The 21,574-nt window shown below is 73.2% G+C and carries 20 protein-coding genes; 2 read left to right on the forward strand and 18 right to left on the reverse strand.

All coding sequences use genetic code 11. The features are described 5' to 3' along the window. Nucleotides 1–105: 105 nt before the first annotated feature. The 9 genes from E0504_RS23330 to rimP form a co-directional block, all read right to left on the reverse strand. Entirely contained in the window at nucleotides 106–1,035 is a 930-nt protein-coding gene (locus E0504_RS23330) for a bifunctional riboflavin kinase/FAD synthetase (RefSeq protein WP_071060550.1), read from the reverse strand. A gap of 177 nt (nucleotides 1,036–1,212) precedes the next feature. Next, nucleotides 1,213–2,118, reverse strand: coding sequence for a tRNA pseudouridine(55) synthase TruB (gene truB, locus E0504_RS23335; protein WP_071060703.1), 906 nt, complete (start codon nucleotides 2,116–2,118; stop codon nucleotides 1,213–1,215). Between the two features lie 8 nt (nucleotides 2,119–2,126). Next, nucleotides 2,127–3,221 carry a bifunctional oligoribonuclease/PAP phosphatase NrnA gene (locus tag E0504_RS23340; protein WP_112107158.1) on the reverse strand — a complete coding sequence of 365 codons (1,095 nt, stop codon included), beginning with the start codon at nucleotides 3,219–3,221 and terminating at the stop codon, nucleotides 2,127–2,129. Then, entirely contained in the window at nucleotides 3,218–3,802 is a 585-nt protein-coding gene (gene rbfA / locus E0504_RS23345; RefSeq protein ID WP_071060558.1) for a 30S ribosome-binding factor RbfA, read from the reverse strand. The genes E0504_RS23340 and rbfA overlap by 4 nt, the downstream gene beginning before the upstream one ends. A gap of 268 nt (nucleotides 3,803–4,070) precedes the next feature. Next, nucleotides 4,071–4,400, reverse strand: a complete 330-nt coding sequence (locus tag E0504_RS23350; RefSeq protein WP_112107168.1) for a DUF503 domain-containing protein — start codon at nucleotides 4,398–4,400, stop codon at nucleotides 4,071–4,073. A 77-nt stretch (nucleotides 4,401–4,477) separates the two neighbouring features. Then, nucleotides 4,478–7,606: a translation initiation factor IF-2 gene (infB, locus tag E0504_RS23355; protein WP_112107156.1), complete on the reverse strand. Its 3,129-nt coding sequence runs from the start codon at nucleotides 7,604–7,606 to the stop codon at nucleotides 4,478–4,480. A gap of 232 nt (nucleotides 7,607–7,838) precedes the next feature. Continuing rightward, nucleotides 7,839–8,264 carry a YlxR family protein gene (locus E0504_RS52215; RefSeq protein ID WP_235014206.1) on the reverse strand — a complete coding sequence of 142 codons (426 nt, stop codon included), beginning with the start codon at nucleotides 8,262–8,264 and terminating at the stop codon, nucleotides 7,839–7,841. A 34-nt stretch (nucleotides 8,265–8,298) separates the two neighbouring features. Next, nucleotides 8,299–9,384 carry a transcription termination factor NusA gene (nusA, locus tag E0504_RS23365; RefSeq protein WP_020458810.1) on the reverse strand — a complete coding sequence of 362 codons (1,086 nt, stop codon included), beginning with the start codon at nucleotides 9,382–9,384 and terminating at the stop codon, nucleotides 8,299–8,301. After that, nucleotides 9,381–10,313 carry a ribosome maturation factor RimP gene (gene rimP / locus E0504_RS23370; protein ID WP_131625893.1) on the reverse strand — a complete coding sequence of 311 codons (933 nt, stop codon included), beginning with the start codon at nucleotides 10,311–10,313 and terminating at the stop codon, nucleotides 9,381–9,383. The genes nusA and rimP overlap by 4 nt, the downstream gene beginning before the upstream one ends. Before the next feature lie 295 nt (nucleotides 10,314–10,608). On the opposite strand from rimP, the gene E0504_RS23375 reads away from it, so the two are divergent. Together E0504_RS23375 and E0504_RS23380 are read left to right on the forward strand one after the other, a co-directional pair. After that, nucleotides 10,609–11,217, forward strand: a complete 609-nt coding sequence (locus tag E0504_RS23375) for a hypothetical protein (RefSeq protein ID WP_235013703.1) — start codon at nucleotides 10,609–10,611, stop codon at nucleotides 11,215–11,217. After that, nucleotides 11,214–11,672: a DUF4439 domain-containing protein gene (locus E0504_RS23380; RefSeq protein ID WP_112105095.1), complete on the forward strand. Its 459-nt coding sequence runs from the start codon at nucleotides 11,214–11,216 to the stop codon at nucleotides 11,670–11,672. Before E0504_RS23375 ends, E0504_RS23380 begins: the two co-directional genes overlap by 4 nt. A gap of 98 nt (nucleotides 11,673–11,770) precedes the next feature. Here the strand turns inward: E0504_RS23380 and E0504_RS23385 are convergent, their stop codons facing one another. The 9 genes from E0504_RS23385 to dxr form a co-directional block, all read right to left on the reverse strand. After that, complete coding sequence (locus tag E0504_RS23385) at nucleotides 11,771–12,790, reverse strand: HAD family hydrolase (protein ID WP_112105094.1); 1,020 nt, start codon at nucleotides 12,788–12,790, stop codon at nucleotides 11,771–11,773. Between the two features lie 11 nt (nucleotides 12,791–12,801). Continuing rightward, a complete protein-coding gene (locus tag E0504_RS23390) occupies nucleotides 12,802–13,257 on the reverse strand; it encodes an Rrf2 family transcriptional regulator (protein ID WP_020458805.1) in 456 nt (151 codons plus the stop codon). 103 nt (nucleotides 13,258–13,360) lie between these two features. Then, the gene (locus E0504_RS23395; RefSeq protein WP_112105093.1) at nucleotides 13,361–14,446 is read right to left on the reverse strand and encodes an ABC transporter permease; all 1,086 of its coding nucleotides are present in this window, start codon (nucleotides 14,444–14,446) and stop codon (nucleotides 13,361–13,363) included. Continuing rightward, entirely contained in the window at nucleotides 14,436–15,197 is a 762-nt protein-coding gene (locus tag E0504_RS23400; RefSeq protein WP_112105092.1) for an ABC transporter ATP-binding protein, read from the reverse strand. The genes E0504_RS23395 and E0504_RS23400 overlap by 11 nt, the downstream gene beginning before the upstream one ends. Before the next feature lie 230 nt (nucleotides 15,198–15,427). Continuing rightward, nucleotides 15,428–16,501 carry an ABC transporter substrate-binding protein gene (locus E0504_RS23405; protein ID WP_112105098.1) on the reverse strand — a complete coding sequence of 358 codons (1,074 nt, stop codon included), beginning with the start codon at nucleotides 16,499–16,501 and terminating at the stop codon, nucleotides 15,428–15,430. A gap of 261 nt (nucleotides 16,502–16,762) precedes the next feature. Beyond that, the gene (locus tag E0504_RS23410; protein ID WP_131625894.1) at nucleotides 16,763–17,614 is read right to left on the reverse strand and encodes a GNAT family N-acetyltransferase; all 852 of its coding nucleotides are present in this window, start codon (nucleotides 17,612–17,614) and stop codon (nucleotides 16,763–16,765) included. Between the two features lie 16 nt (nucleotides 17,615–17,630). Further along, complete coding sequence (gene ispG / locus E0504_RS23415; protein WP_112105090.1) at nucleotides 17,631–18,785, reverse strand: flavodoxin-dependent (E)-4-hydroxy-3-methylbut-2-enyl-diphosphate synthase; 1,155 nt, start codon at nucleotides 18,783–18,785, stop codon at nucleotides 17,631–17,633. A 199-nt stretch (nucleotides 18,786–18,984) separates the two neighbouring features. Then, nucleotides 18,985–20,166 carry an RIP metalloprotease gene (locus E0504_RS23420; RefSeq protein ID WP_071060582.1) on the reverse strand — a complete coding sequence of 394 codons (1,182 nt, stop codon included), beginning with the start codon at nucleotides 20,164–20,166 and terminating at the stop codon, nucleotides 18,985–18,987. Beyond that, the gene (gene dxr, locus E0504_RS23425; RefSeq protein WP_235013702.1) at nucleotides 20,166–21,461 is read right to left on the reverse strand and encodes a 1-deoxy-D-xylulose-5-phosphate reductoisomerase; all 1,296 of its coding nucleotides are present in this window, start codon (nucleotides 21,459–21,461) and stop codon (nucleotides 20,166–20,168) included. Before dxr ends, E0504_RS23420 begins: the two co-directional genes overlap by 1 nt. Between the last annotated feature and the right edge of the window lie 113 nt (nucleotides 21,462–21,574).

Consider the following 21,574-nt stretch of genomic DNA (forward strand, 5'->3'; position numbering starts at 1 on the left):
ACGCCGTCACCGGACACACCGCTCCCGCTTGAAGGGGAAGCTTATCAACCCCGGGAGACCCGCCCCGGCACCGACCGTCGGCACCCCCGGCGCGGACGCGCTGTGTCAGACGGGGAGCGTGGCCGCGCGGGTGGCGTCGACGTCCCGCGCCATCTGCAGGACGAGCTCGTCGACCGAGTCGAAGCGCAGCGTCGGGCGCAGCCGGTGGGTGAACTCGTAGACCATGTACTCGCCGTAGAGGTCGCCGTCGAAGTCGAGCAGGAACGCCTCGACCCGGCGGTCACGGCCCTCGAAGGTCGGGTTGGTGCCGATCGAGATCGCGGCCGCCCGCCGCTGGCCGGACCACCGTGCGAAGCCCGCGTACACCCCGTCGCCGGGAACCGCCGCCCACGGCGTGCACTGCAGGTTCGCCGTCGGGTAGCCGATCAGCCGGCCACGCGCGTCCCCGTGCACCACCACGCCCTCGACCCGGTGCGGCCGGCCGAGGGCCGCCGCGGCGCCCTCGACGTCGCCGTCGGCCACCCGCCGGCGGATCGCCGTCGAGGAGAGCACCTGCTCGTCCGCGTGGACGAGGCCGATCCCCTCCACGGTGAAGCCCTCGGAACGGCCGCCGCGGGCCAGCGTCTCCACGTTCCCCGCGGCGCGGTGGCCGTAGGTGAAGTTCTCCCCCACGACCACGCCGGTCGCGCGCAGCTGCCCGGCGACGATCTCGTGGACGAAGTCCTCGGCGGTCATCCGGCTGAAGTCGAGGGTGAACGGGGCGACGCACAGCGCGTCGACGCCGACGCCCTCGAGCAGCTCGGCCTTGTGTCGCAGGGTCGTCAGCAGCGCGGGATGGGTGCCGGGGCGCAGCACCTCCGCCGGGTGCGGGTCGAACGTCACCACGGCCGCCTGCTGCCCGCGCTCGCGCGCCAGCTCCACCGCCCGGCCGATGATCCGCCGGTGCCCGAGGTGGACGCCGTCGAAGAAGCCGATGGTGACGATTCCTCCCGGCCAGTCGTCCGGGGTGTTCTCCACTCCGCGCCAACGTCGCACCTGCCGAAGCCTAGGGCATCACGAGTCGATCTACGATCGCGATCCGGGCGGCCACGGCGGACGGCCGGTCCGGGCGCCGGCGACGGACCCGCGCCCGATGCGCACGCCGGGTGGACGCGCCGGGTCCGCACACCGACGGAACACCAGGTGAGCGCGGGTGACAGCGCAGGCGGGGCGCTACGCGGGCGCGAAGACGACGATCGGGCGGGCCGTGCCGTCCCGTTCCTCGAACAGCGCGAGGAGCGCTCCGTCCGGCCCGAACACGCCGTACGGCCCCGGGCTGCCGAGCATGGGCAGCCGCCGCCCGTAGGCGACGTCCCGGGCCTGCTCCCCGTCCACGTCGCGGCGCGGGAAGGTCGCCGCCACCGCGGCCCCCAGCGGCACGACGGCCGCGTTCGCGGCCTCGGCGAGCGCGTCGAGGGTCACCGCCTCGGCCAGCCCGAACGGCCCGACCTCGGTGCGCCGCAGCGCGGTGAGGTGGGCGCCGCAGCCCAGCGCGGCCCCCAGATCCCGGGCGAGCGCGCGGATGTACGTCCCGCTCGAGCAGGCGACGACGACGTCCAGGTCGGTCTCGCCGCGCCGGGCGAGCAGCTCGAACCGGCTGACGGTGACCCGCCGCGGCGCGAGCGTCACCTCCTCGCCGGCCCGGACCCGGTCGTAGGCCCGCACCCCGGCGACCTTCACCGCGCTGACACTGGACGGGACCTGGTCGATCTCCCCGGTCAGCTCCGCCATCGCCGCTGCGAGCGGGCCGGCGCCGACATCGACCGGGCGGTCCGCCACCGGGTCGCCCTCGGCGTCGTCCGTCGTGGTGGTGCGGCCGAGCCGGATCGTGGCCTCGTACACCTTGGCGGTCAGCGCCAGCCGGCCGAGCAGGCGGGTTCCTCGGCCGACGCCGAGCACGAGCACACCGGTCGCCATCGGGTCCAGGGTGCCGGCGTGGCCGATGCGGCGGGTGCCCAGCAGGCGCCGGGACCGCGCGACGACGTCGTGTGACGTCCAGCCGGCGGGCTTGTCCACGACGACGAGGCCGTCGACGGCCGCGGGACGCTCGGCCGCCGTGGGACGTTCAGAAGAAGGCACGGGAGGGATCACCCGGCGAGGCGGGGAGCGCGGGTGAGCTCCTCGCGGAAGACACGCATCACGGTCTCCAGCGGCGCCGACGACGAGATGCCGGCCGCGAAGCGGTGCCCGCCGCCACCGAGCGCGGTGCAGACCGCTCCGACGTCCACCGCCCCCTTGGAGCGGACCGACATCTTCCAGACGTCGCCGTCCTGCTTGCAGACGACGGCGACCTCGGCCTCGGACACCGTGCGGACGGTGTCGATGACCGCCTCGATCTCGTCGTAGCCGATGCCCGCCACCCGCAGGTCGGCCTCGGTGCACCAGGTCCAGATGAGGTCGAACTCGGGTTCGAGGCGGGCGCGTTCCAGCGCCTGCCCGAGCAGCTTGAGGTAGCCGAAACGGTGCGTGTCCCACAGGGTCCGGCCGATCAGGTCGTGCCGGATGCCGGTCGCCAGCAGGCGGGCGGCCAGCTCGTGGACGGCCGGTGTCGTGGCGGCGAACCGGAACGAGCCGGTGTCGGTGACCAGCCCGGTGTAGACCGCGGCGGCGATGTCCTGGTCGAGCTCGACACCGAGCGCGTCGATGATGCGCACCACCATGACGCTGGTGGACGCCGCTTCGATGTCGACGACGTTGATGTCGCCGAACAGGGTGTTCGAGGCGTGGTGATCGACGACGATGCAGCGCGGCACCGCGAGTCGGCGGGCCAGGCAGCCCAGGCGCTCCTCGCTGCCCGCGTCCAGGGTCACCACCAGCTCCGGGCTGTCCCCGAGGTCACCGGGCGCGACGAGCAGGTCCTGGCCCGGCAGGAAGCGCAGCGTCCGGGGCACGACGAACGGGTCGGCATCGAACGAGACCCGCGGGGACGCGCCGAGGCGGCGCAGCGCCAGCCCGAGCGCGATCGCCGACCCGAGGCTGTCGCCGTCCGGGTTGACGTGCGCGAGCAGGAGGATCCCCCCGCCCGAGTCGACCGCGCCGCGCAGCGCCCGCACAGCCTCGGCCAGGCTCTCGGCGGCGTGCCGCGACGCGAGCTGGACCGCGGTGGGCGCCGAGGCGCCGCCCGACCCTCCGGCTGAAGCCGGGCGACCGGCGGACTCCGTGCCCGTGGACATGACCGTCATGACGCCGACTCCTGCCGGGCGACTGTGGTGTCCCCACCGGCCTGCGGTCCGTCACCGCCGAACCCGTCACCGAATCCGTCAGTGAGACCGTCGCCGGGCCCGGCATCCGCCAGGGCGTCGAGCGGGTCGCCGTCCAGCGGGTCGCCGTCGAGCTCGTCGGCGTCCCGGGGGCGCCGGTAGGGATCGGGCTCGCCGGCGGGCGTCGCGTCCTGGCGCACCCGGGCGAGCTCCTCGTCGCGCCGGCGGGCGACGTCGAGCAGGTCCTCCAGGTGCCGCGCGTCGTCCGGCAGCCGGTCGTGCACGAACGTCAACGTCGGGGTGACCTTGATCCCGGTCGCCCGGCCCACCTGGCTGCGCAGCATGCCCTTGGCGGACTCCAGCGCGGCGGCGGACGCCTGCCGTGCCACGTCGTCGCCGTAGACCGTGTAGAAGACCGTCGCGTCCATCAGGTCCGGGGTGACCCGCGCGTCGGTGATCGTCACCATCCCCAGCCGGGGGTCCTTCACACCGCGTTCCAGCGTGGACGCGACGACCTCACGGATCCGCACCGCCAACCGGCGCGCACGAGCCGGATCAGCCACCGTCCACCTCCCTCGTCGCCCGGTCGACCCGGGTGGCGGACACCACGGTGCCCGGCCGAACCGGTCGACACCTCACTGTTTCTGCCCTTGCTGTTGTCCCTGCTCGGTGCCCCTGCACCATGCCCCTGGCCCGCGTGCCGGGCACCCTTGTTCCGTGTACCCCGCGGGAGCGGCGATGCGCCCGCGACGCGAGCCGGCCGGGCTGAGCAGCTCGGGGCTGCGCGGCCCGGCGGTCCTGGGTCACGCACACCGGACACCGATCCGCCAATTACGGCAAAATCACCTCAGGACGGGCCATGTCGTCGGCGTCGTCCTCGGAGAGGTACCGTACTCGCGCCGAGAGGATCTCCAACTCCGGCCGCCGCGCGACGAGCTCCTCGCACGCGCCGAGGACCTCCGCGCAGTGCGCGCGGTCCGCGGCGACCACCGCGACCCCGATCTCCACGCGGCGGTGCAGGTCCAGGCCGCCGGTCTCCGCGGCGCTGACCGCGAACCGCCGGCGCAGCTCGGCGACCACCGGCCGGACGACCGACCGCTTCTCCTTCAGGGAATGGATATCCCCGAGGAGGATGTCCAGCGTCAGGCTCCCGATCCACATGATCGTCTCCCGCCAGGGCGCCCGGCGCACCGGGGCCGGCCGGAATGGTCATCCGGCCGGCCCCAGGCGTTTCGGGGTCAGGTGCGGGGAACCTCCCGCTGCTCGAAGGTCTCGATCACGTCATCGACCTTGATGTCGTTGAACGAGCCGAGCCCGATACCGCACTCGTAGCCCTCGCGGACCTCGGTCGCGTCGTCCTTGAACCGCTTGAGCGACTCGACGGTGAGGTTGTCCGCGACCACGACGCCGTCCCGGATGAGGCGGGCCTTGGTGTTGCGGCGGATGATGCCGGACCGGACCAGCGAACCGGCGACGTTGCCCACCCGCGGTACGCGGAAGACCTCGCGCACCTCGGCGGTGCCGAGCTGCGCCTCCTCGTACACCGGCTTGAGCATGCCCTTGAGGGCGTTCTCGATGTCCTCGATGGCCTGGTAGATCACCGAGTAGTAGCGGACCTCGACGCCCTCGCGGTCGGCCAGCTCCGTCGCCTTGCCCTGCGGCCGGACGTTGAAGCCGATGATGACCGCGTCGGAGGCCGACGCCAGCATGACGTTGGTCTCGGTGATCGCGCCGACACCGCGGTCGATGATCCGAAGACCCACCTCGTCGCCCACGTCGATCTTGAGCAGGGCGTCCTCGAGAGCCTCCACCGAACCGGAGACGTCGCCCTTGAGGATGAGGTTGAGCTGGGTCTTCTCGCCCTCCTTCATCCGCTCGAGGATCGTCTCGAGCGTCGGGCGGCCACGGCTCAGCGCCAGCTCGGCGTTGCGCTCGCGGGCCTGTCGGCGCTCGGCGATCTGGCGGGCGACCCGGTCCTCCGGCACAACCAGGAAGTTGTCGCCGGCGTCGGGGACGCTGGTGAAACCGAGGACCTGCACCGGCCGCGCCGGCCCCGCCTCGGACACCTGGGCGCCGTTCTCGTCGAGCATCGCCCGGACGCGGCCGAAGGCCTCGCCGGCGACGACCGAGTCACCGATACGCAGCGTGCCACGCTGGACGAGCACCGTGGCCACCGGGCCGCGACCGCGGTCGAGACGACCTTCGATCGCGACGCCCTGAGCCTCGGTACCGGTCGGGGCGCGCAGGTCGAGCGAGGCGTCGGCGGTCAGGATGACCGCCTCCGTCAGCTCGTCGATGCCCGTCCGGTTGCGGGCCGAGACGTCGACGAACATCGTGTCGCCGCCGTACTCCTCCGCGACCAGGCCGTACTCGGTGAGCTGGCCGCGAACCTTCGCCGGGTCCGCGCCCTCCTTGTCGACCTTGTTCACCGCCACCACGATCGGCACGTTGGCCGCCTGCGCGTGGTTCAGCGCCTCGATCGTCTGCGGCTTCACACCGTCGTCGGCGGCCACCACCAGGACCACGATGTCCGTCACCTGCGCACCACGGGCACGCATCGCGGTGAAGGTCTCGTGGCCCGGGGTGTCGATGAAGGTGATCGGGCGCTCGGTCCCGTCCACCACCGCGCGAACCTGGTAGGCGCCGATGTGCTGGGTGATGCCACCGGCCTCGCCGCCGACGACGTCCGTGGACCGGATCGCGTCGAGCAGCTTCGTCTTGCCGTGGTCGACGTGACCCATGACGGTCACCACCGGCGGACGGGCCGACAGCTCGACGTCGTCGGCGTAGTCGCCGCCGAAGGACAGGTCGAAGCTCTCCAGCAGCTCCTTGTCCTCGTCCTCGGGGCTGACGATCTGGACCTCGTAGCCCAGGGTCACACCGAGCAGCTGCAGGGTCTCGTCCGTGCAGGACTGCGTCGCCGTGACCATCTCGCCGAGCTGGGTGAAGACCACCTGGACGAGGGCACCGGGGTTCGCGTCGATCTTGTCCGCGAAGTCGGCGAGCGACGCGCCACGCGGCAGCCGGATCGCCTGCCCGTTACCGCGCGGGACCATCGCCCCCATGCGCGGCGCCTCGAGCCCGCTCTCCCATTCCTGCCGCTTCGCGCGCTTGGACTTGCGCTGCCGGCCGGGACGCCCACGGCCACCAGGACCGAAGGCACCCGCCGTCGTCCCGCCGCGACCACGGCCACCGGCGGCCGGACGACCGCCGCCACCGGGACCGCCGCCACCGGGACGACCCGGAGCGCCACCGCCGCCACCGGGACGGCCGGGGGCTCCCCCACGGGGAGCGAACCCACCGCCACCGGGACGCGGGCCACCGCCACCGCCACCGGGACGGCCGGGGCCGCCACCGCCACCGGGACGGCCCGGGGCGCCACCTGCCGGACGGGGCTGGAACATGTTCGAGTTCGGCCGCGGGCCACCGGAGCCACCAGGACGCGGGGGCATCTGGCCCGGGGTCGGCCGGGGACCGCCGGAGCCGCCCGGACGCGGGGGCATCTGCCCCGGCGACGGACGCTGGCCACCGGGCCCACCCGGACGCGGACCGCCCGGACGCGGACCGCCCGGACGCGGCGCGCCGGGACGCGGCGGTGCCGAGGGGGAACCACCCTGACCGGACGCGGCACGCGGGCCGGCCGCCGGGGAGGTGTAGGGGTTGTTACCGGGCGCGGCCGGCCGCGGGCCGGGCCGGGGCCCGGGACGCGGGCCGCCGCCGGGGCCACCAGGACCAGCGGGGCCGCCGGTACGCGGACGACCCGGCGCGGCGGGACCCGGACGCGGGCCACCGGGAGCCGGCCGCTGCGGTGCGGCCGGCGGCGTGGCGGCCGTCGGGGCCGAGGTGACCGGAGCCGGGGCGGGAGCCGAGGGTGCCGGGGCCGGCGCCACGGGCGGCGCGGCGGATGCCGCGGCCGCGGCGGGGCGCGGAGCCTGCGACGGCTGCGGCGCCACCGGCTGGGACTGGGGCGGCTGGGACTGAGCCGGCTGGGACTGGGGCGCGGCCGTCGGGGTGGACGGGCGCGATGCCCCGGGCAGCGGGGCCGGACCGGGGCGACCGGGAACCGGACGGCCACCAGGGCCGGGCCGGGGACCGGTGCCGGAACCTGGGCCGGGACGGCCGATGGCGGGCCCCGGACGGGGCGGCGGCATCGGTCGCGCGCCGTTGCCCGGACGACCGCCGGGACGCGAGGACGGAGCGGAGCCTTCCGCGGGGAAGGCCTCCTTCAGTTTCCGAACCACGGGTGCCTCGACTGTGGACGAGGCGGACTTCACGAACTCACCGAGATCCTTGAGCTTGGCGAGCACGGTCTTGCTGTCGACGCCGAGCTCCTTCGCAAGCTCGTGTACGCGGGCCTTTCCTGCCACGGTGCTCCTTCTTTCGGCCCGCGGTCCGTGCCCGCGTGACCTCGTTACCTGCCGGTCGTGATCATGGCTGCGTTCTCACTGCGCGGTCATCGCTGTCTCGACCTGCTTCCGTGTCGACGTCGATCTGGCGTCGCCTGCCGGCGCGGCCACCCGGGACCGATCTCTCGGCCCTGGCCGCCGCTCCGCTGTCCCACCGGCCCCCGCGTCAGGACACGCGGGCCGTACCACTGTTCTACATGCACACGTTGCGCGTGCGCTGTTCCAGGTGCGCTCTGACCTGCTTCAGCCCGAGCGGCCCCGCAACCCTGAGCGCCCGCGGGAACGCCTTGCGGCGCTCCGCGAGATCGACGCAAGCCGGATCGGGGTGCACATGGGCGCCCCGGCCAGGCATCCGACGGCGAACGTCCGGAAGGAGCTCCCCGCCGATTACGACGATACGCAACAGGCTCGACCGCGCCGCCCGGGTTCGACAACCGACACAGGTACGAATCGGTCCAGAGTCCCGGAGAGAACCCCGCTCGGCGTTCGAACGTGGTGCTCGGTCGGGGGTCACTCGAGGACTCGGGTCTGCAGGACGACTGAGCTCTGCAGGACCACTGGACCCTCCAGGACCACTGGACCCTGCAAATCGACCCGGCAAAACGACTCGGCTCTGCATGGCAGTCGGCTCCGCACGGCGCGCCACATCAAGTCTATCCCGTTGCGCCCCGAGAGTGGCCGCCCGTCGCGGAGGACCTCCGGGGCCCGGTCCCCGTCCCCGGACGACGGGGGGCCTCCCCGGCCGGCCGCTCCGCGCGCGGCTCGCTACCCTCGGTGTCGGAGTGGATGTCGATCCGCCATCCGGTGAGCCGGGCGGCCAGCCGGGCGTTCTGCCCCTCCCGGCCGATCGCGAGCGAGAGCTGGTAGTCGGGAACGACCACCCGCGCCGAACGGCTCGCCAGGTCGGTGACCTCCACCCGGGACACCCTGGCCGGCGAGAGCGCGCTGCCCACGAAGGACGCGGGATCCGCCGACCAGTCGACAATGTCGATCTTCTCTCCGTGCAGCTCCGCCATCACGGCACGCACCCGGCTGCCCATCGGGCCGATGCAGGCGCCCTTCGGGTTCACCCCGGCCGCCTTCGAACGCACCGCGATCTTCGTGCGGTGACCGGCCTCGCGGGCGATCGCGGCGAGCTCGACCGTGCCGTCGGCGACCTCGGGCACCTCCAACCGGAACAGGCCCTTCACCAGCTCTGGATGGGTCCGCGAGAGGGTGACCGTCGGGCCGTGCATCCCGCGGGCCACGTGCACCACGTAGCACTTGATCCGGTCACCGTGCTCCAGGCGCTCGCCGGGAACCTGCTCGGCCGGGGGCAGCACGCCCTCCACCGTGCCGAGATCGACCAGCACGACGCGGGAACCGGCCCGCTGCTCGTGATGCTGGACCACGCCCGAGACCACCTCGTGCTCGCGGTCGGCGTACTGGCCGTAGGTGACCTCCTGCTGGGCCTCGCGCAGGCGCTGCATGATGACCTGCTTGGCGGTCATCGTGGCGATCCGACCGAAGTCCGCCGGGGTGTCGTCCCACTCGCGGGACGTCCCGTCCGGGCCGCTCTCCCGCGCGAAGACCGCGACCTCGCCGCTGGTCCGGTCGATCACCACCCGAGCGTCGTCGGCGGATCCGGTGGTGTGCTTGTAGGCGGTCAACAACGCGGTCTCGATCGCCTCGACGAGCGTGTCGAAGGCGATCTCCTTCTCGCGCTCGATTCCCCGCAGCGCAGCGACGTCGAGCTTCACCGGTTCATCTCCTTGCCGGGCCGGCCGATCAGGCCCGCTTCCGTGTCCACGGCACCATGATCTTCCACTACCTCGTCCGCCGCCGACGCGGCGGGGGCGCCACCGCCGGCGGCGCCGTACTCGTCCTCAGGACCGTCCTCATCGTCCTCGTCCTCGTCCTCGAGACCCTCGTCGTCCTCGAGACCCTCGTCGAGATCGACATCGCTCTCGGCGTCAAGGCCGAGATCTGCGCCGGCGGGGAGCGCGGCGCCGGCATCGGCGTCAACATCGGTGTCGCCGTCGCCGTCGGCGTCGGTCGCCGACCCGAACTCGACCTGAACCGCCGCGCGTGCCACGGTCGCGTAGACCACCCGCTCGATCCGCCGGCGCACGGGACGCCCACGCCGGGCCGGGGCCGTCGGCACCGCCAGATCGGCGCCCTCGTCGTCGGCGGAGAGCACCCGGCCCTCGACCTCGACGCCGTCCGCCCGGCGGACCACCACCAGCCGGCCGACCGCGCGACGCCAGTGCCGCGGCTCCACCAGCGGCCGGTCGACCCCGGGCGAGGTCACCTCGAGCACGTAGGCCCCGGAGATCGGGCTCGCGCCCGAGCCACCCGCGGCGCCACCGGTACCGCCAGCACCGTCAGCACCACCGGTGCCGACGTCCTCGCCGTCCAGGACCGCCGAGACGAGCCGGCTGGCGTCCGCGACGGCGTCGAGATCGACGCCGCCGTCCCGGTCCACGACGACGCGGACCACGCTGCGTGCCCCGGCCCGCGTGACGGAGATGTCCTCAAGGTCGAAGCCGGCTGTCGCCAGACTGGGCTCCAGACGGCGGCGCAGCTCCGCACGCACCGCGTCCGCGGCGGCCCGCGCTCCGCCCGTGCCCCGGGACGGCGCCGTCGACCGACGGACCCCCGCCCGGCCGGACTCTCCCGCCCTAGCCACCTCGCCCGTTCCTTCCCGCGCCGACGCGGCGCCCGTGCCCGTGGACCGCTCGGCCCCACCCGGTGTCGCCCCGACCGGTGCCTTCGGTGACCGGCCGCGGCAGCGGCGGAGATCGACGGCACCGTCGTCCCGGATGCGCGTGCCCGTGGAAGCGGGCGTCGAGCGTCACACGGTCGAGATCCCTTAGCCTACGTCCGCCGGCGGAGCACTCCAATCGGGGCCCGGTCCGGCTCGCCTGCCGACCGGTGCCACCGGCGCGCCGACGGCAGCACGCCGATGTGCGAAGCTGCCAGCCGTGCCCACCGCCGCCGGTCCCGGTCCGTCCCGCCGGGCCTTTCTGGCCGTGCTGCCACTGGCCGGGACGGGCGGGCTGCTCCTCGCCGGGATGTCCGGCTGCACCACCTCGACCGGCGGCGCTTCCACCAGCCGGGTCACCCCCGCCGACGTCACCGCCGCGGGAGCGGCACACACCCGGGAGACCGCGCTGATCGAGGCCTACGACAGCGCGATCGACCAGCACCCGGGCCTCGCGGAGACGCTGCGGGCGATCCGCGCCCAGCACGCCGAACACGCCCGCGAGCTGGTCGCCCAGGGCCTGCCCGAGGCCGCGACCGCGGCGGGCACGACGGGCACGCCGGCCGGGGCGAGCACGCCGTCCGGGGCGGGCCTGCGTTCCTCCCCGGCCGCGGACACTCCCCCGCCGGCCGGATCGGACACTCCGGAGACCCGGGCCACCACACTGAGCGCGCTGGCCGAGCTTGAGCGGACGACCGCAGCGGCGCACCGCACCGGCTGCCTCGCCGCCGGTGCCGGCCTGGCGCCGCTGCTGGCGAGCCTGTGCGCGGCCGAGTCCGCGCACGCCGAACTCGTCGCGGCACTGGGCGCACCGGGGGCGGCCGGATGACCGCCGAAGACGCCGCGGTCGTCGCCCTGTCCTCGATGCTCGCGGCCGCGCACGCGGCGGTCTACGCGACGGCGACCGCGGGCGGGGTCCTCGCCCCGCTCGGGGCCGCCGCGGGACCGGCCCGCGAGCTCGCCCGGGTGGCACACGATGATCATCGGACGCTGCGCGACTCGCTGGTCGCCGCGCTGCGGGCCCGCGGGGCGACGCCGCCGGCCGCGCTCGCCGCCTACCGGCTGCCGGTCGAGCCGGCCGGCGTCGCCGGGTCACTCGACCTGCTCGCCAGGGTCGAGGACCGCTCGGCCGTGGCCGCCCACGACGCGGTCGGCGTCCTCACCGGCGCCGACCGCGAACTCGCCGTCGACGCCCTGGTGGCGATGACCCTCCGTGGCCAACGCGCCCGCCTCGCCGCGGGAACCCCACCGGGCTCCGCGGTCCCCGCGCTTCCCGGAAGCTGACCCGCGCCCGCCCCGAAGCGAGTCACACGAGCAGCACACAACCCGGCCCGGACAACACGCTCGGCGGCTCTCCCGCCGGGCGCGTCCGGAGAGGCCGTTCAGCGACGTGGGGCGGGTGACCCAGGCCCGGGAGCGCCGAGCAGGTCGAGGACCTCGAGCAGGTGGCCGAGGCGGCCGATCACCGCATCCGCGAACATCGACGCGGACGCCCCGGCCGCGGCCCCGTCCGCACCGGGCAGATCCCGCGCGGCGGGGTCGCGGCCCAGGTCGGCCCGCCCCGCGAGATCGCGGCCCGCCACCGCCAGCCCAAGGGGATCACGCGGATCGAGGACCACCCCGTCGGGACCACCGCCGAGGCCCGCCGCGGCGCCGTCCGCCGATCCGCCGTCCGCGGAGCCACCGTCCGCGACCAGCACAGCCCGCATGCCGGCCGCCCGCGCGCCGCGGATGTCCGTCCGCAGCCGGTCGCCGACGAAGAGCACCCGGGACGGGTCGGTGACGCCCAGCGCGGCCAGCACCGCCTGGAAGGCGATCGGGTGTGGCTTGTCGAAGGGCAGGTCGCTCGTGTAGATCCTGGCGTGGAAGAGGTCGAGCAGGCCGTCGCGTTCGAGTAGGCGTTCGTGCCAGGCCCGTGGCCAGCGGGTGTTGGTGAGCAGGCCGACGAGCAGGCCGCGGGCACGCACGAGGTGCACGAGCAGCAGCGCCTCGGGATCGCACACCGTGTGCGGGGTCCAGGCGGCGAGGTCGCGCCGGCTGACCGCGCGCAGCACGGCCGCGGCCACGTCCACGCCGAGGGCCGCGGAGGCGGCCGCGAGCAGTTCGGTGACCGACCCGGTCATACCGCCCGCCGCGCCGTTGCCGGCCAGGCCGTCACTGCCGTCCCGGGCATGCCACCAGCTCGTCTCCAGGCCAGCCAGGATCGCGGTGATCTCGTCGGCGTGCGCGGACGAGATCTCCAGCGCGGTCATCCGCCACAGGTCGAGCAGGTCGACGTCGTGGAAGAGGGTGAGCGTCCCGCCCCAGTCGAACACCACGGCCGCGAGCGGCTTGCGGTCGTCCGGGAGGGATGTCCCGTCGACGGCCGGCACCGCGTCCGGGGCGAACCAGGAGAAGCCCACCGGCGCCCGCGCTATCGGGTGACCCAGGCGTCGGGCTCGTCCCTCAGGTCACGGACGATGTCGGGCAGCTTCCCGCTGGCGACGTCCGCGAGGGTCACCGACTCGAGCACCCGGCGCAGGTTGACCCGGACGGCGATCCAGACGTCCTGCAGGTGCTTGGCCGCGCCCTCGTACTGGGCGTTCTCCGGAGGGCGGCCGCGCACGCTGGCGAGCGGGCCGTCGGTCGCCCGGATCACGGTCGCGATCGTGATCTCCTCGGCTGGGCGGCACAGCTGGTAGCCGCCGTCGGCACCGCGGCGGCTCTGCACGAGGCCGCTGCGGCGCAGGTCGGTGAGGATGTTCTCGAGGAAGCGCAGGGGAAGATCCTGGGCCGAGGCGAGCGTCTCCCCCTTCACGAGGCTGCCGTCCGACGCGGCGAGCGTGAGCAGGGCCCGCAGTGCGTAGTCGGCCCGGGCGGAGATCTGCATGTCCCCCATCTTGCCGTCCGCACTGCGGGCGGGCTTCCCGTGGGCTCCTCATGGGCGGCCGGACCGCCCGTCCGGCCGACACCGGGCGAGGGCCGGACGAAGGTCAGACCGCTGACGTGTCCGCGCCGGAGAGCGGTCCGACCGGCCCGGTCGGACCGGTCGGATCCTCCTTCGGACGACCGTTCCGAGGACCACGAGCCGCCCTCACCGCGTTCGAGCCCTCGGAGAGCAGGCCGCGGCGCTCACGCATCCGCCGGTCGAGGATGTTGAAGACCGCGTCGACGGCGACGCCGATCGCGAAGATCGTCAGCATCGACACCAGCACGCCGACGGTGTCCGACAGGTCCCGGGCGTTCTGCAGGTCGGCGCCGATCGAGGGGTGCCCGGGCACGATGACGATCAGCTCGCCGGCCATCAGGCTGCGCCAGGCGAACGCCCAGCCCTGCTTGAGCCCGGCGAGCACCGAGGGGAACGCCGCCGGCGCCACGACGTGGCGGTACAGCGAGAACCCGCGCGCCCCCATACTGCGCCCGACCCGCACGAGCAGCGGCGGGACGTAGTCGACGCCGTAGATGACGCCGTTCGCCACGGACGGGGCGGCGCCCAGGACCACGACGAACATGATCGCGGACTCGTTGAGCTTGAACAGCAGGATCGCGAGCGGGACCCAGACCACCGACGGCATGGTCTGCAACGCGGTGATGAACGACCCCACCGCCGCGCGCAGCAGGCCGAACCGGGCGACCACCAGGCCGACGACGCCACCGAGCACGACCGCCACCGCGTAGCCCTCGCCGGCGCGGGTCAGCGTGCGGCCGAACGCGTCCCAGAACTCGGCGGTGCCGAGCTGGTCGAAGAACTCCGGCAGCGTGTCGCCGGGGCCGGGCAGCACGTAGGTGGGCTTCCACCCCGACCAGACGACGATCTGCCAGACGAGCAGGAACAGCGCGAGCGCGGCGATCTTCGGCCAGGTCACCGACCAGATCCGGCCCGCGGTCGGCCGCCCGGACGAGACGGGGAGGTCGAGGGCGTCCAGGCCGGCGAGCGCCTCGTCGGACGTCCGCTGCGCCGGGGTGGCGGGGTCGCCGGTGGCGGGGTCGCCGCCGGGCCCGGGGCCGAGGTTCCGGCCATCGGTCCCGCTACCGGCTTCCAGGGAGCGGCTGGTGACCGTGTCGGTGTCAGTGGCCATGGCGGGCGACCTCCTGCCGCAGCCGCGCCGTCACGACGGAGGCGAGCTCGGATACCTGGTGTTCGTCGATGCGGCGGGGGCGATCCATGGCGACGTCGAAGATCTCCGCGACCCGTCCGGGCCGGGAGGAGAGCAGGACGATCCGGTCACCGAGGCGCACGGCCTCCCGGACGTCGTGGGTGACGAACAGGACGGTGACCCCGGTCTCGCGCCAGATCCGCTCCAGCTCGTCGTGGAGCAGGTCGCGGGTCATCGCGTCGAGGGCACCGAACGGCTCGTCCATGCAGAGGATGTCCGCCTCCTGGGCGAACGCCCGGGCGAGGCTGACCCGCTGGCGCATGCCGCCGGAGAGCTCGTGCGGGCGGCGGTCGCCCTGGCCGGCCAGGCGGACCATGCCGAGCAGCTCGTCGACCCGGGCCCGGCGCGTCGCCTTCGGCACCCGGCGCAGCTTCAGCGGCACCTCGACGTTGCCGCCGGCCGTGAGCCAGGGCAGCAGGGCCGAGTCCTGGAACATCATCCCGACCTGGCGGCCACCGGTGTCGACGGTGCCCACGGTCGGCCGGTCGAGCCCGGCGACCAGGCTGAGCAGGGTCGATTTGCCGCAGCCCGACGCCCCCAGCAGACAGACGAACTCGCCGGGACGGACATCCAGGTGGATGCCGTCGAGGGCGTGGACCTGACCGGCGCCGGCACCGAAGACCCGGCTGACGCCGTCGATCCGCAGCGCCGTGTCCGTCGCGAGCGCGGTCACAGCTTGCTCCCCTCAGGGTATGTCGTGATCTGGACGCGGAACGGGCTGCGCGGCCGGTGTGGCACCGGCCGCGCAGCCTCGGTCGCGGCATCGCCGGGCTGGGGCAGAGCCCGGATCGCGGCCCGGCGGACGGGAGGCGCCCACCGAGCCGCGGTCGATCGGTCGTTCAGTTGTGCAGAGGTTCAGTTGTGCAGAGGTTCAGTTGTGCGGAGACCTACCTGTGTGGAGGCCTACTTGTCCGAGACCGCGGGGTCGCCGGCGTCCGCCAGCAGCTCGTTGAGGATCTTCAGGTCGAAGATGCCGTCGAGCTTGGGGTCCTCGATGAGCCCGAGCTCCTCCTGATGCGCCGCCGAGAGGAACAGCGACTTGGCGATCGGGTCCGGGCCGAAGGTCAGCGTCTTCCAGGCCGAGGTGACGACGCCGTCGGCGAGCGGCTTGCCGGTGAGCTTGTCCAGCGCCTCGTTCGCGGCAGTCTGCCCGGCGGCCGGGTCGGCGTTGAGCTGCTCGATCGCCGTGATGTTGGCGGCGATGAGCCGGCGGACGATCTCGGGGTTCTTCTCCAGGTACTCCGTGCGGACGATCAGGAGGGTGGTGACGAACTTCCCGTCGGTGTCAGGCCACTCGTCGGCCTCGTTGACGAGCACCTTGCCGCCCTCGGCGACCAGCCGGGAGGCGACCGGCTCAGGCACCCAGGCGCCATCGATGGCGCCGGACTTGAAGGCGTCGACCGTGACCGAGTTCTCCTGCGGGCGGATCGAGACGTCACCGCCGCCCTTGGTGTCCGTCACGAGCCCGTTCTTCTTCAGGTAGAACCGCAGCGCGACGTCCTGGGTGTTGCCCAGGCTCGGGGTCGCCAGCGTCTTGCCACGCAGCTGCTCGACCGAGGTGATCTCGGGCTTGACGACCAGGGCCGCCCCGCCGGAGGTGACGCCGGAGACGATCCGGATGGCCTCGCCCTTGGACTTGATGAACGTGTTCACCGCGGGGTTCGGGCCGATGAAGCCGGCGTCGAGCGCGCCGGAGAGGATCGCCTCCGCCTCCGTGGTGCCCGAGTTGAAGGTCGACGGCTCCAGCTTCACGCCGGACCCCAGCTCCTTGGCGAAGATGCCCTGCCCCACGCCGACGAGCGCCGGGGCGTGCGTGAGGTTCGGGAAGTACCCCAGCCGCAGGGTCCCGGTCACCTCCCCGGACGCCGACACGGACTCCGTTCCCCCGTCGTCGCCCGAGCAGGCGGTGACCGCCAGCGCCAACGCACCGGCAGCAACCAGTGGCACGAACCGCTGCCACAGCCTCTTGGGCCTCATCACGTTTCCCTTTCCCACACGCACGGCGCCTTACACAAAGTCGATCGAGCGCATCAAGTCGATTGGACACATCGGGAAAGTAAGGATGCCAGACCAAGGGTCTTCCCGTCACCGGAATTCACACGGATGACACGATTTCCCACCACGCGTGAACGCCCGGTCGCGTAGGGCGCTCGCAGCTGGCGGGCGCCGGACGAAACCGGGCGGAAAGATGCGCGGAACGTGGCCGCTCAGTGCACGTCGGTCACCAGCGCGCTCTGGTCAGAACAGGATCGAGGCGAAGGTCCCCACCTGCTCGAACCCCACGCGCTCGTAGGCGCGCCGGGCGGGGTGGTTGAAGTCGTTCACGTACAGGCTGACCACCGGGGCGAACGTCGCCTGGGCGAGCGCCACGACGCTGGCCGTCCCGGCGGCGCCGAGGCCACGGCCACGCAGGGCCGGATCGACCCAGACGCCCTGGATCTGGCAGACGTCGCCGGCGACGGCGCCGATCTCGGCCTTGAAGAGCACCCGGCCGTCCTCGATGCGGGCGAACGAGCGGCGCTGGCCGACGAACTCGGCGACGCGCGAACGGTAGAGGGCGCCGCCGTCGGCCCCGACCGGGGAGACCCCGATCTCCTCGGTGAACATGGCGATGCAGGCGGGGAGCAGCACGTCCAGCTCGTCCGGCCGGACCTGGCGCACCGCCGGGTCCGGCGCGATGCGCGGCGGGGCCTGGATCGCGAGTAACGGCTGGTCGGCGCGGATCTCCCGGGCCGGGCCCCACACCGGCTCCAGGTGCCGCCACATGGCGGTGACGGCCGAGCCGACGCCCACGATCGACGAGCAGCGGCGGCCCTGCCGGCGGGCCCGCTCGGCGAAAAGCTTCGCCGAGGCCGGGCCCGCCGCCACGGGCCACAGGTTGGCGCCTGAGTAGCACAGGGCGGTCAGGGTCCCGTCGACCGTGTGGCCCCACACCTCGGCGCCCAGGCGCCAGGGGTCCAGACCGCACGCCGCCACCCGCGACGCGACGAAGACATCGGCTACCGGGTTGCGGCCCAGCAGCTGGGTGACCGCGGGCAGATCCCGATCGTCAAGCAGCCGGGTCGGAGCGGAGCGAAGCGGCAGACCCATCCAGCCCTTCCAGGTACTAGGCCACGGACACCGACGGCGAGCCGGAGGCCGCGCCGTCGGCCTCCATCTGCTCGGCCAGCCGCATGGCCTCCTCGATGAGAGTCTCCACGATCTGAGCCTCCGGCACCGTCTTGATGACCTTTCCGCGCACGAAGATCTGTCCCTTGCCGTTGCCGGAGGCGACACCGAGGTCGGCCTCACGGGCCTCGCCGGGGCCGTTGACGACGCAGCCCATGACGGCCACCCGCAGCGGCACCTCCATGCCCTCCAGCCCGGCGCTGACCTCGTTGGCCAGGGTGTAGACGTCCACCTGGGCGCGGCCGCAGGACGGGCAGGACACGATCTCCAGCTTGCGCTCGCGCAGCCCGAGCGACTCCAGGATCGCCGAAGCGACCTTGATCTCCTCGATCGGCGGCGCCGACAGCGAGACCCGGATCGTGTCGCCGATTCCCTCGGACAGCAGCGCGCCGAAGGCCACCGCGGACTTCACGGTGCCCTGGAACGCCGGGCCCGCCTCGGTGACACCGAGGTGCAGCGGGTAGTCACAGGCCTGGGCCAGCAGCCGGTAGGCCTGAATCATGATCACGGGATCGTTGTGCTTCACCGAGATCTTGATGTCCCGGAAGTCGTGCTCCTCGAACAGCGAGGCCTCCCACAGCGCCGACTCGACCAGCGCCTCCGGAGTGGCCTTCCCGTACTTCTCCAGCAGGCGCTTGTCGAGCGACCCGGCGTTGACCCCGATCCGAATCGGGGTGCCGGTCGCCTTGGCGGCGCGGGCGATCTCGCCGACCTTGTCGTCGAACTGCTTGATGTTGCCCGGGTTCACCCGGACGGCGGCGCACCCGGCGTCGATCGCGGCGAAGACGTACTTCGGCTGGAAGTGGATGTCGGCGATGATCGGGATCGGCGACTTGCGGGCGATCGTCGGGAGCGCGTCGGCGTCGTCCTGGCTGGGCACCGCCACCCGCACGATCTGACATCCGGCGGCGGTGAGCTGGGCGATCTGCTGAAGGGTCGCGTTGACGTCCGAGGTCAGCGTGGTGCACATCGACTGAATGGAGACCGGGGCGTCACCTCCGACCGGGACGTTGCCCACGTGGATCTGCCGGCTGAGCCGCCGCGTTCCGACCGGACGAGGCGGAGCGGCGGGCATGCCCAGAGTTACGGTCACGATGTCCTCACTGGCGTGTCGGATGCTTGATCGTCAGATGGCGACCCGGCCAGGCCCGTCACGGACGGGATCGTCCGGGTCAGTCGGCGTCGTGCGGGGCGGCGCACTCACGACGGCCAGACGCGACGCCCGCACCGGAACTACCGGCGACCGGGACGTCCGCAGACCACCACCGCGCGCCACCGCGGGTACACGGCAGCTACTGATTGATGCGGATGGGGTTGACGATGTCGGCGGACAGAATGATCAGACTGAACCCGACGAGAACGACGACCGTGGCGTACGTGGCTGGTAACAGCTTGGCGAAGTCCACCGGCTGCACCGGGCCTCGATAGCCACGCAGCCGACGCAGGCCGTGTCGGGCCTGCTCGAAGCCGAGCACCGCGATGTGCCCGCCGTCGAGCGGGAGCAGCGGCAACAGGTTGAAGATCCCGATGGCGAGGTTGATCGCGGCGACGAGGATCAGGAAACCGCGGATCCGGTCGGTCCAGCCGTCGTCCGCCGCGGCCACCTCACCGCCGAGGCGGGCCGCGCCGACCACACTGATGAAACCGCTCTCGTCGCGGTTGTCACCGAAGATGCGGCCAATGTCATCGATCCGTTCGGTGAACGTCTCGTACATCCCGGTGAACCCGGAGCCGATGACCGAGAACGTCTCGGGAACCGCCGAGAGCGGGCCGTAGTCGACGGTCTCCTGACCGGGGCTGACCCCCAGGGCGCCGACCGGGTCCTTGCCCGCGAGGCCGGTCTCGCGGTCGCGCAGCACCTCGACGAGGTCCGGCCGCAGCGTGACGTCCGCGCCGTCGCGGGACACCACGAGCACCGCCGGGCCCGGCCCGTGATCGCGCACGAGCCGGGTGAACTTCTCCCAGGTGGTGACGGCCACACCGTCGAAGCTCACCACCCGGTCGCCGACCCGCAGCCCGGCTGCCGCCGCCGGCCCCGGGCCGGTGCAGGCGGACGTCGTCGCCACGCAGCTCGTGCGCCCGATCATCGTCTGGCTCTGCTGGGTGGTGCCGATGGTGACCAGCACCCCGTAGATCAGCACGATCGCGATGACGAAGTGCACGAACGACCCCGCCGACATCACCACCAGCCGGGCCCGCGCCCGCGCCTTGTAGAAGGCACGGGGCTCGTCCGCCGGGTCGATCTCCTCGAGGGAGGTCATCCCCTCGATCTTGACGAACCCGCCGGCGGGGATGGCCTTGATGCCGTACTCGGTCTCCCCGCGCTGCTTCGACCACAGGGTGGGGCCGAAGCCGACAAAGAAACGGGACGCCTTCATCCCGAAGTAGCGGGCGGTGACGAAGTGCCCCGCCTCGTGCAGGACGACGGAGACGAACAGGGCGAGGACGAAGGCGACGATGCCCAGAGTTGCCATCAACCATGTCCTCCGGCCGCCACGGGATGCCCGCCGGCCTTCTCGATCAGGCGGTTCGCGGCGGCGCGGGCCTCACGCTCGACGGCGAACACCTCGTCCAGCGTCGGACGGGCGATCACCTCGTGTGCCTGCACCACCTCGGCCACCAGGTCGACGATACGGACGAAGGGCAGCTGCCCGGCGAGGAAGGCCGCGACGGCCTCCTCGTTCGCCGCGTTGAACACGGCCGGCGCGGTCCCGCCGAGGCGGCCCGCCGTCCGGGCGAGGTCCACCGCGGGGAACGCGACGGTGTCCAGGGGCTCGAAGGTCAGCGACTGGGCGCGCGTCCAGTCCATCGGCGGCTGGGCCAGCGGCACCCGGTCCGGCCAGCCCAGGGCCAGCGCGATCGGGAGCCGCATGTCCGGCGGCGACACCTGCGCGATGGTCGACCCGTCGTTGAACTCGACCATCGAGTGGACCAGCGACTGCGGGTGGACGACGACCTCGATGTCGTCATACGGCACGCCGAAGAACAGGTGGGCCTCGATCAGCTCGAGGCCCTTGTTCATCAGCGTCGCCGAGTTGATCGTGACCAGCGGGCCCATCGCCCAGGTCGGATGGGCCAGTGCCTGCTCCCGGGTGACCCCGGCCAGGTCGTTCCTGCTCCGGCCACGGAAGGGCCCGCCGCTGGCGGTCAGCACCAGTTTGTGGACTTCCTCACGCCGCCCCCCGCGCAGGCACTGCGCGAGCGCCGAGTGCTCGGAATCCACCGGGACGAGCCGGTCCGGGTTGCCGCCGAGCGCGTCGAGCACCAGCGGGCCGCCCGCGACCAGCGACTCCTTGTTCGCCAGCGCGACCGTCGCGCCGGCCTTGAGGGCCGCCAGCGTCGGCGCGAGCCCGACCGAGCCGGACACCCCGTTGAGGACGATGTCCGCCGGCCAGGACGCGATCTCGCTGGCCGCATCGGGCCCGGCGAGGATCTTCGGGACGGCGAACTCGCCACGGCGGTAGCCGCGCTTGGACGCCTCCGCGAAGAACGCGAGCTGAAGGTCCTGCGCCGACGAGGCCGCGGCCACACCGACCGCCTCGACCCTCAGGTCGAGCGCCTGCGCCGCGAGCAGGTCGACCCGCGACCCGCCTCCCATCAGCGCCACCACCCGGAACCTGTCCGGGTTGCGGCGTACGACATCTATCGCCTGAGTCCCGATCGAGCCGGTGGACCCGAGCAGAACAACCTCACGCTGGACCGAAGCCTCCGCCACGCTGCCTATTCTCGCAGGCCCTTCGACGCTTCGACCGAGGCCTGTTCGGTTCATGACAGGTGAGGCCCGAAGGTGCGCAATGGGTGTAGCCGCGCCTACGACTGGTCAACACCCGGAGCATCCGGGCGTGACCTGCCCGCCCCTGTCCGTACCCCCCGGCGGCGGAT

It is taken from the genome of Parafrankia sp. BMG5.11, from assembly GCF_004337455.1.

Bases quoted from the DNA above. Each gene is read 5' to 3' on its own strand.
- dxr (WP_235013702.1), bottom strand. From the start codon at position 21,461: ATGAACCGAACAGGCCTCGGTCGAAGCGTCGAAGGGCCTGCGAGAATA.
- E0504_RS23350 (WP_112107168.1), bottom strand. From the start codon at position 4,400: ATGTGGATCGGGAGCCTGACGCTGGACATCCTCCTCGGGGATATCCAT.
- E0504_RS23420 (WP_071060582.1), bottom strand. From the start codon at position 20,166: ATGGCAACTCTGGGCATCGTCGCCTTCGTCCTCGCCCTGTTCGTCTCC.
- E0504_RS23390 (WP_020458805.1), bottom strand. From the start codon at position 13,257: ATGCAGATCTCCGCCCGGGCCGACTACGCACTGCGGGCCCTGCTCACG.
- E0504_RS23395 (WP_112105093.1), bottom strand. From the start codon at position 14,446: ATGGCCACTGACACCGACACGGTCACCAGCCGCTCCCTGGAAGCCGGT.
- E0504_RS23340 (WP_112107158.1), bottom strand. From the start codon at position 3,221: ATGACGGTCATGTCCACGGGCACGGAGTCCGCCGGTCGCCCGGCTTCA.
- E0504_RS23405 (WP_112105098.1), bottom strand. From the start codon at position 16,501: ATGAGGCCCAAGAGGCTGTGGCAGCGGTTCGTGCCACTGGTTGCTGCC.
- E0504_RS52215 (WP_235014206.1), bottom strand. From the start codon at position 8,264: ATGCAGAGCCGAGTCGTTTTGCCGGGTCGATTTGCAGGGTCCAGTGGT.
- E0504_RS23410 (WP_131625894.1), bottom strand. From the start codon at position 17,614: ATGGGTCTGCCGCTTCGCTCCGCTCCGACCCGGCTGCTTGACGATCGG.
- E0504_RS23380 (WP_112105095.1), top strand. From the start codon at position 11,214: ATGACCGCCGAAGACGCCGCGGTCGTCGCCCTGTCCTCGATGCTCGCG.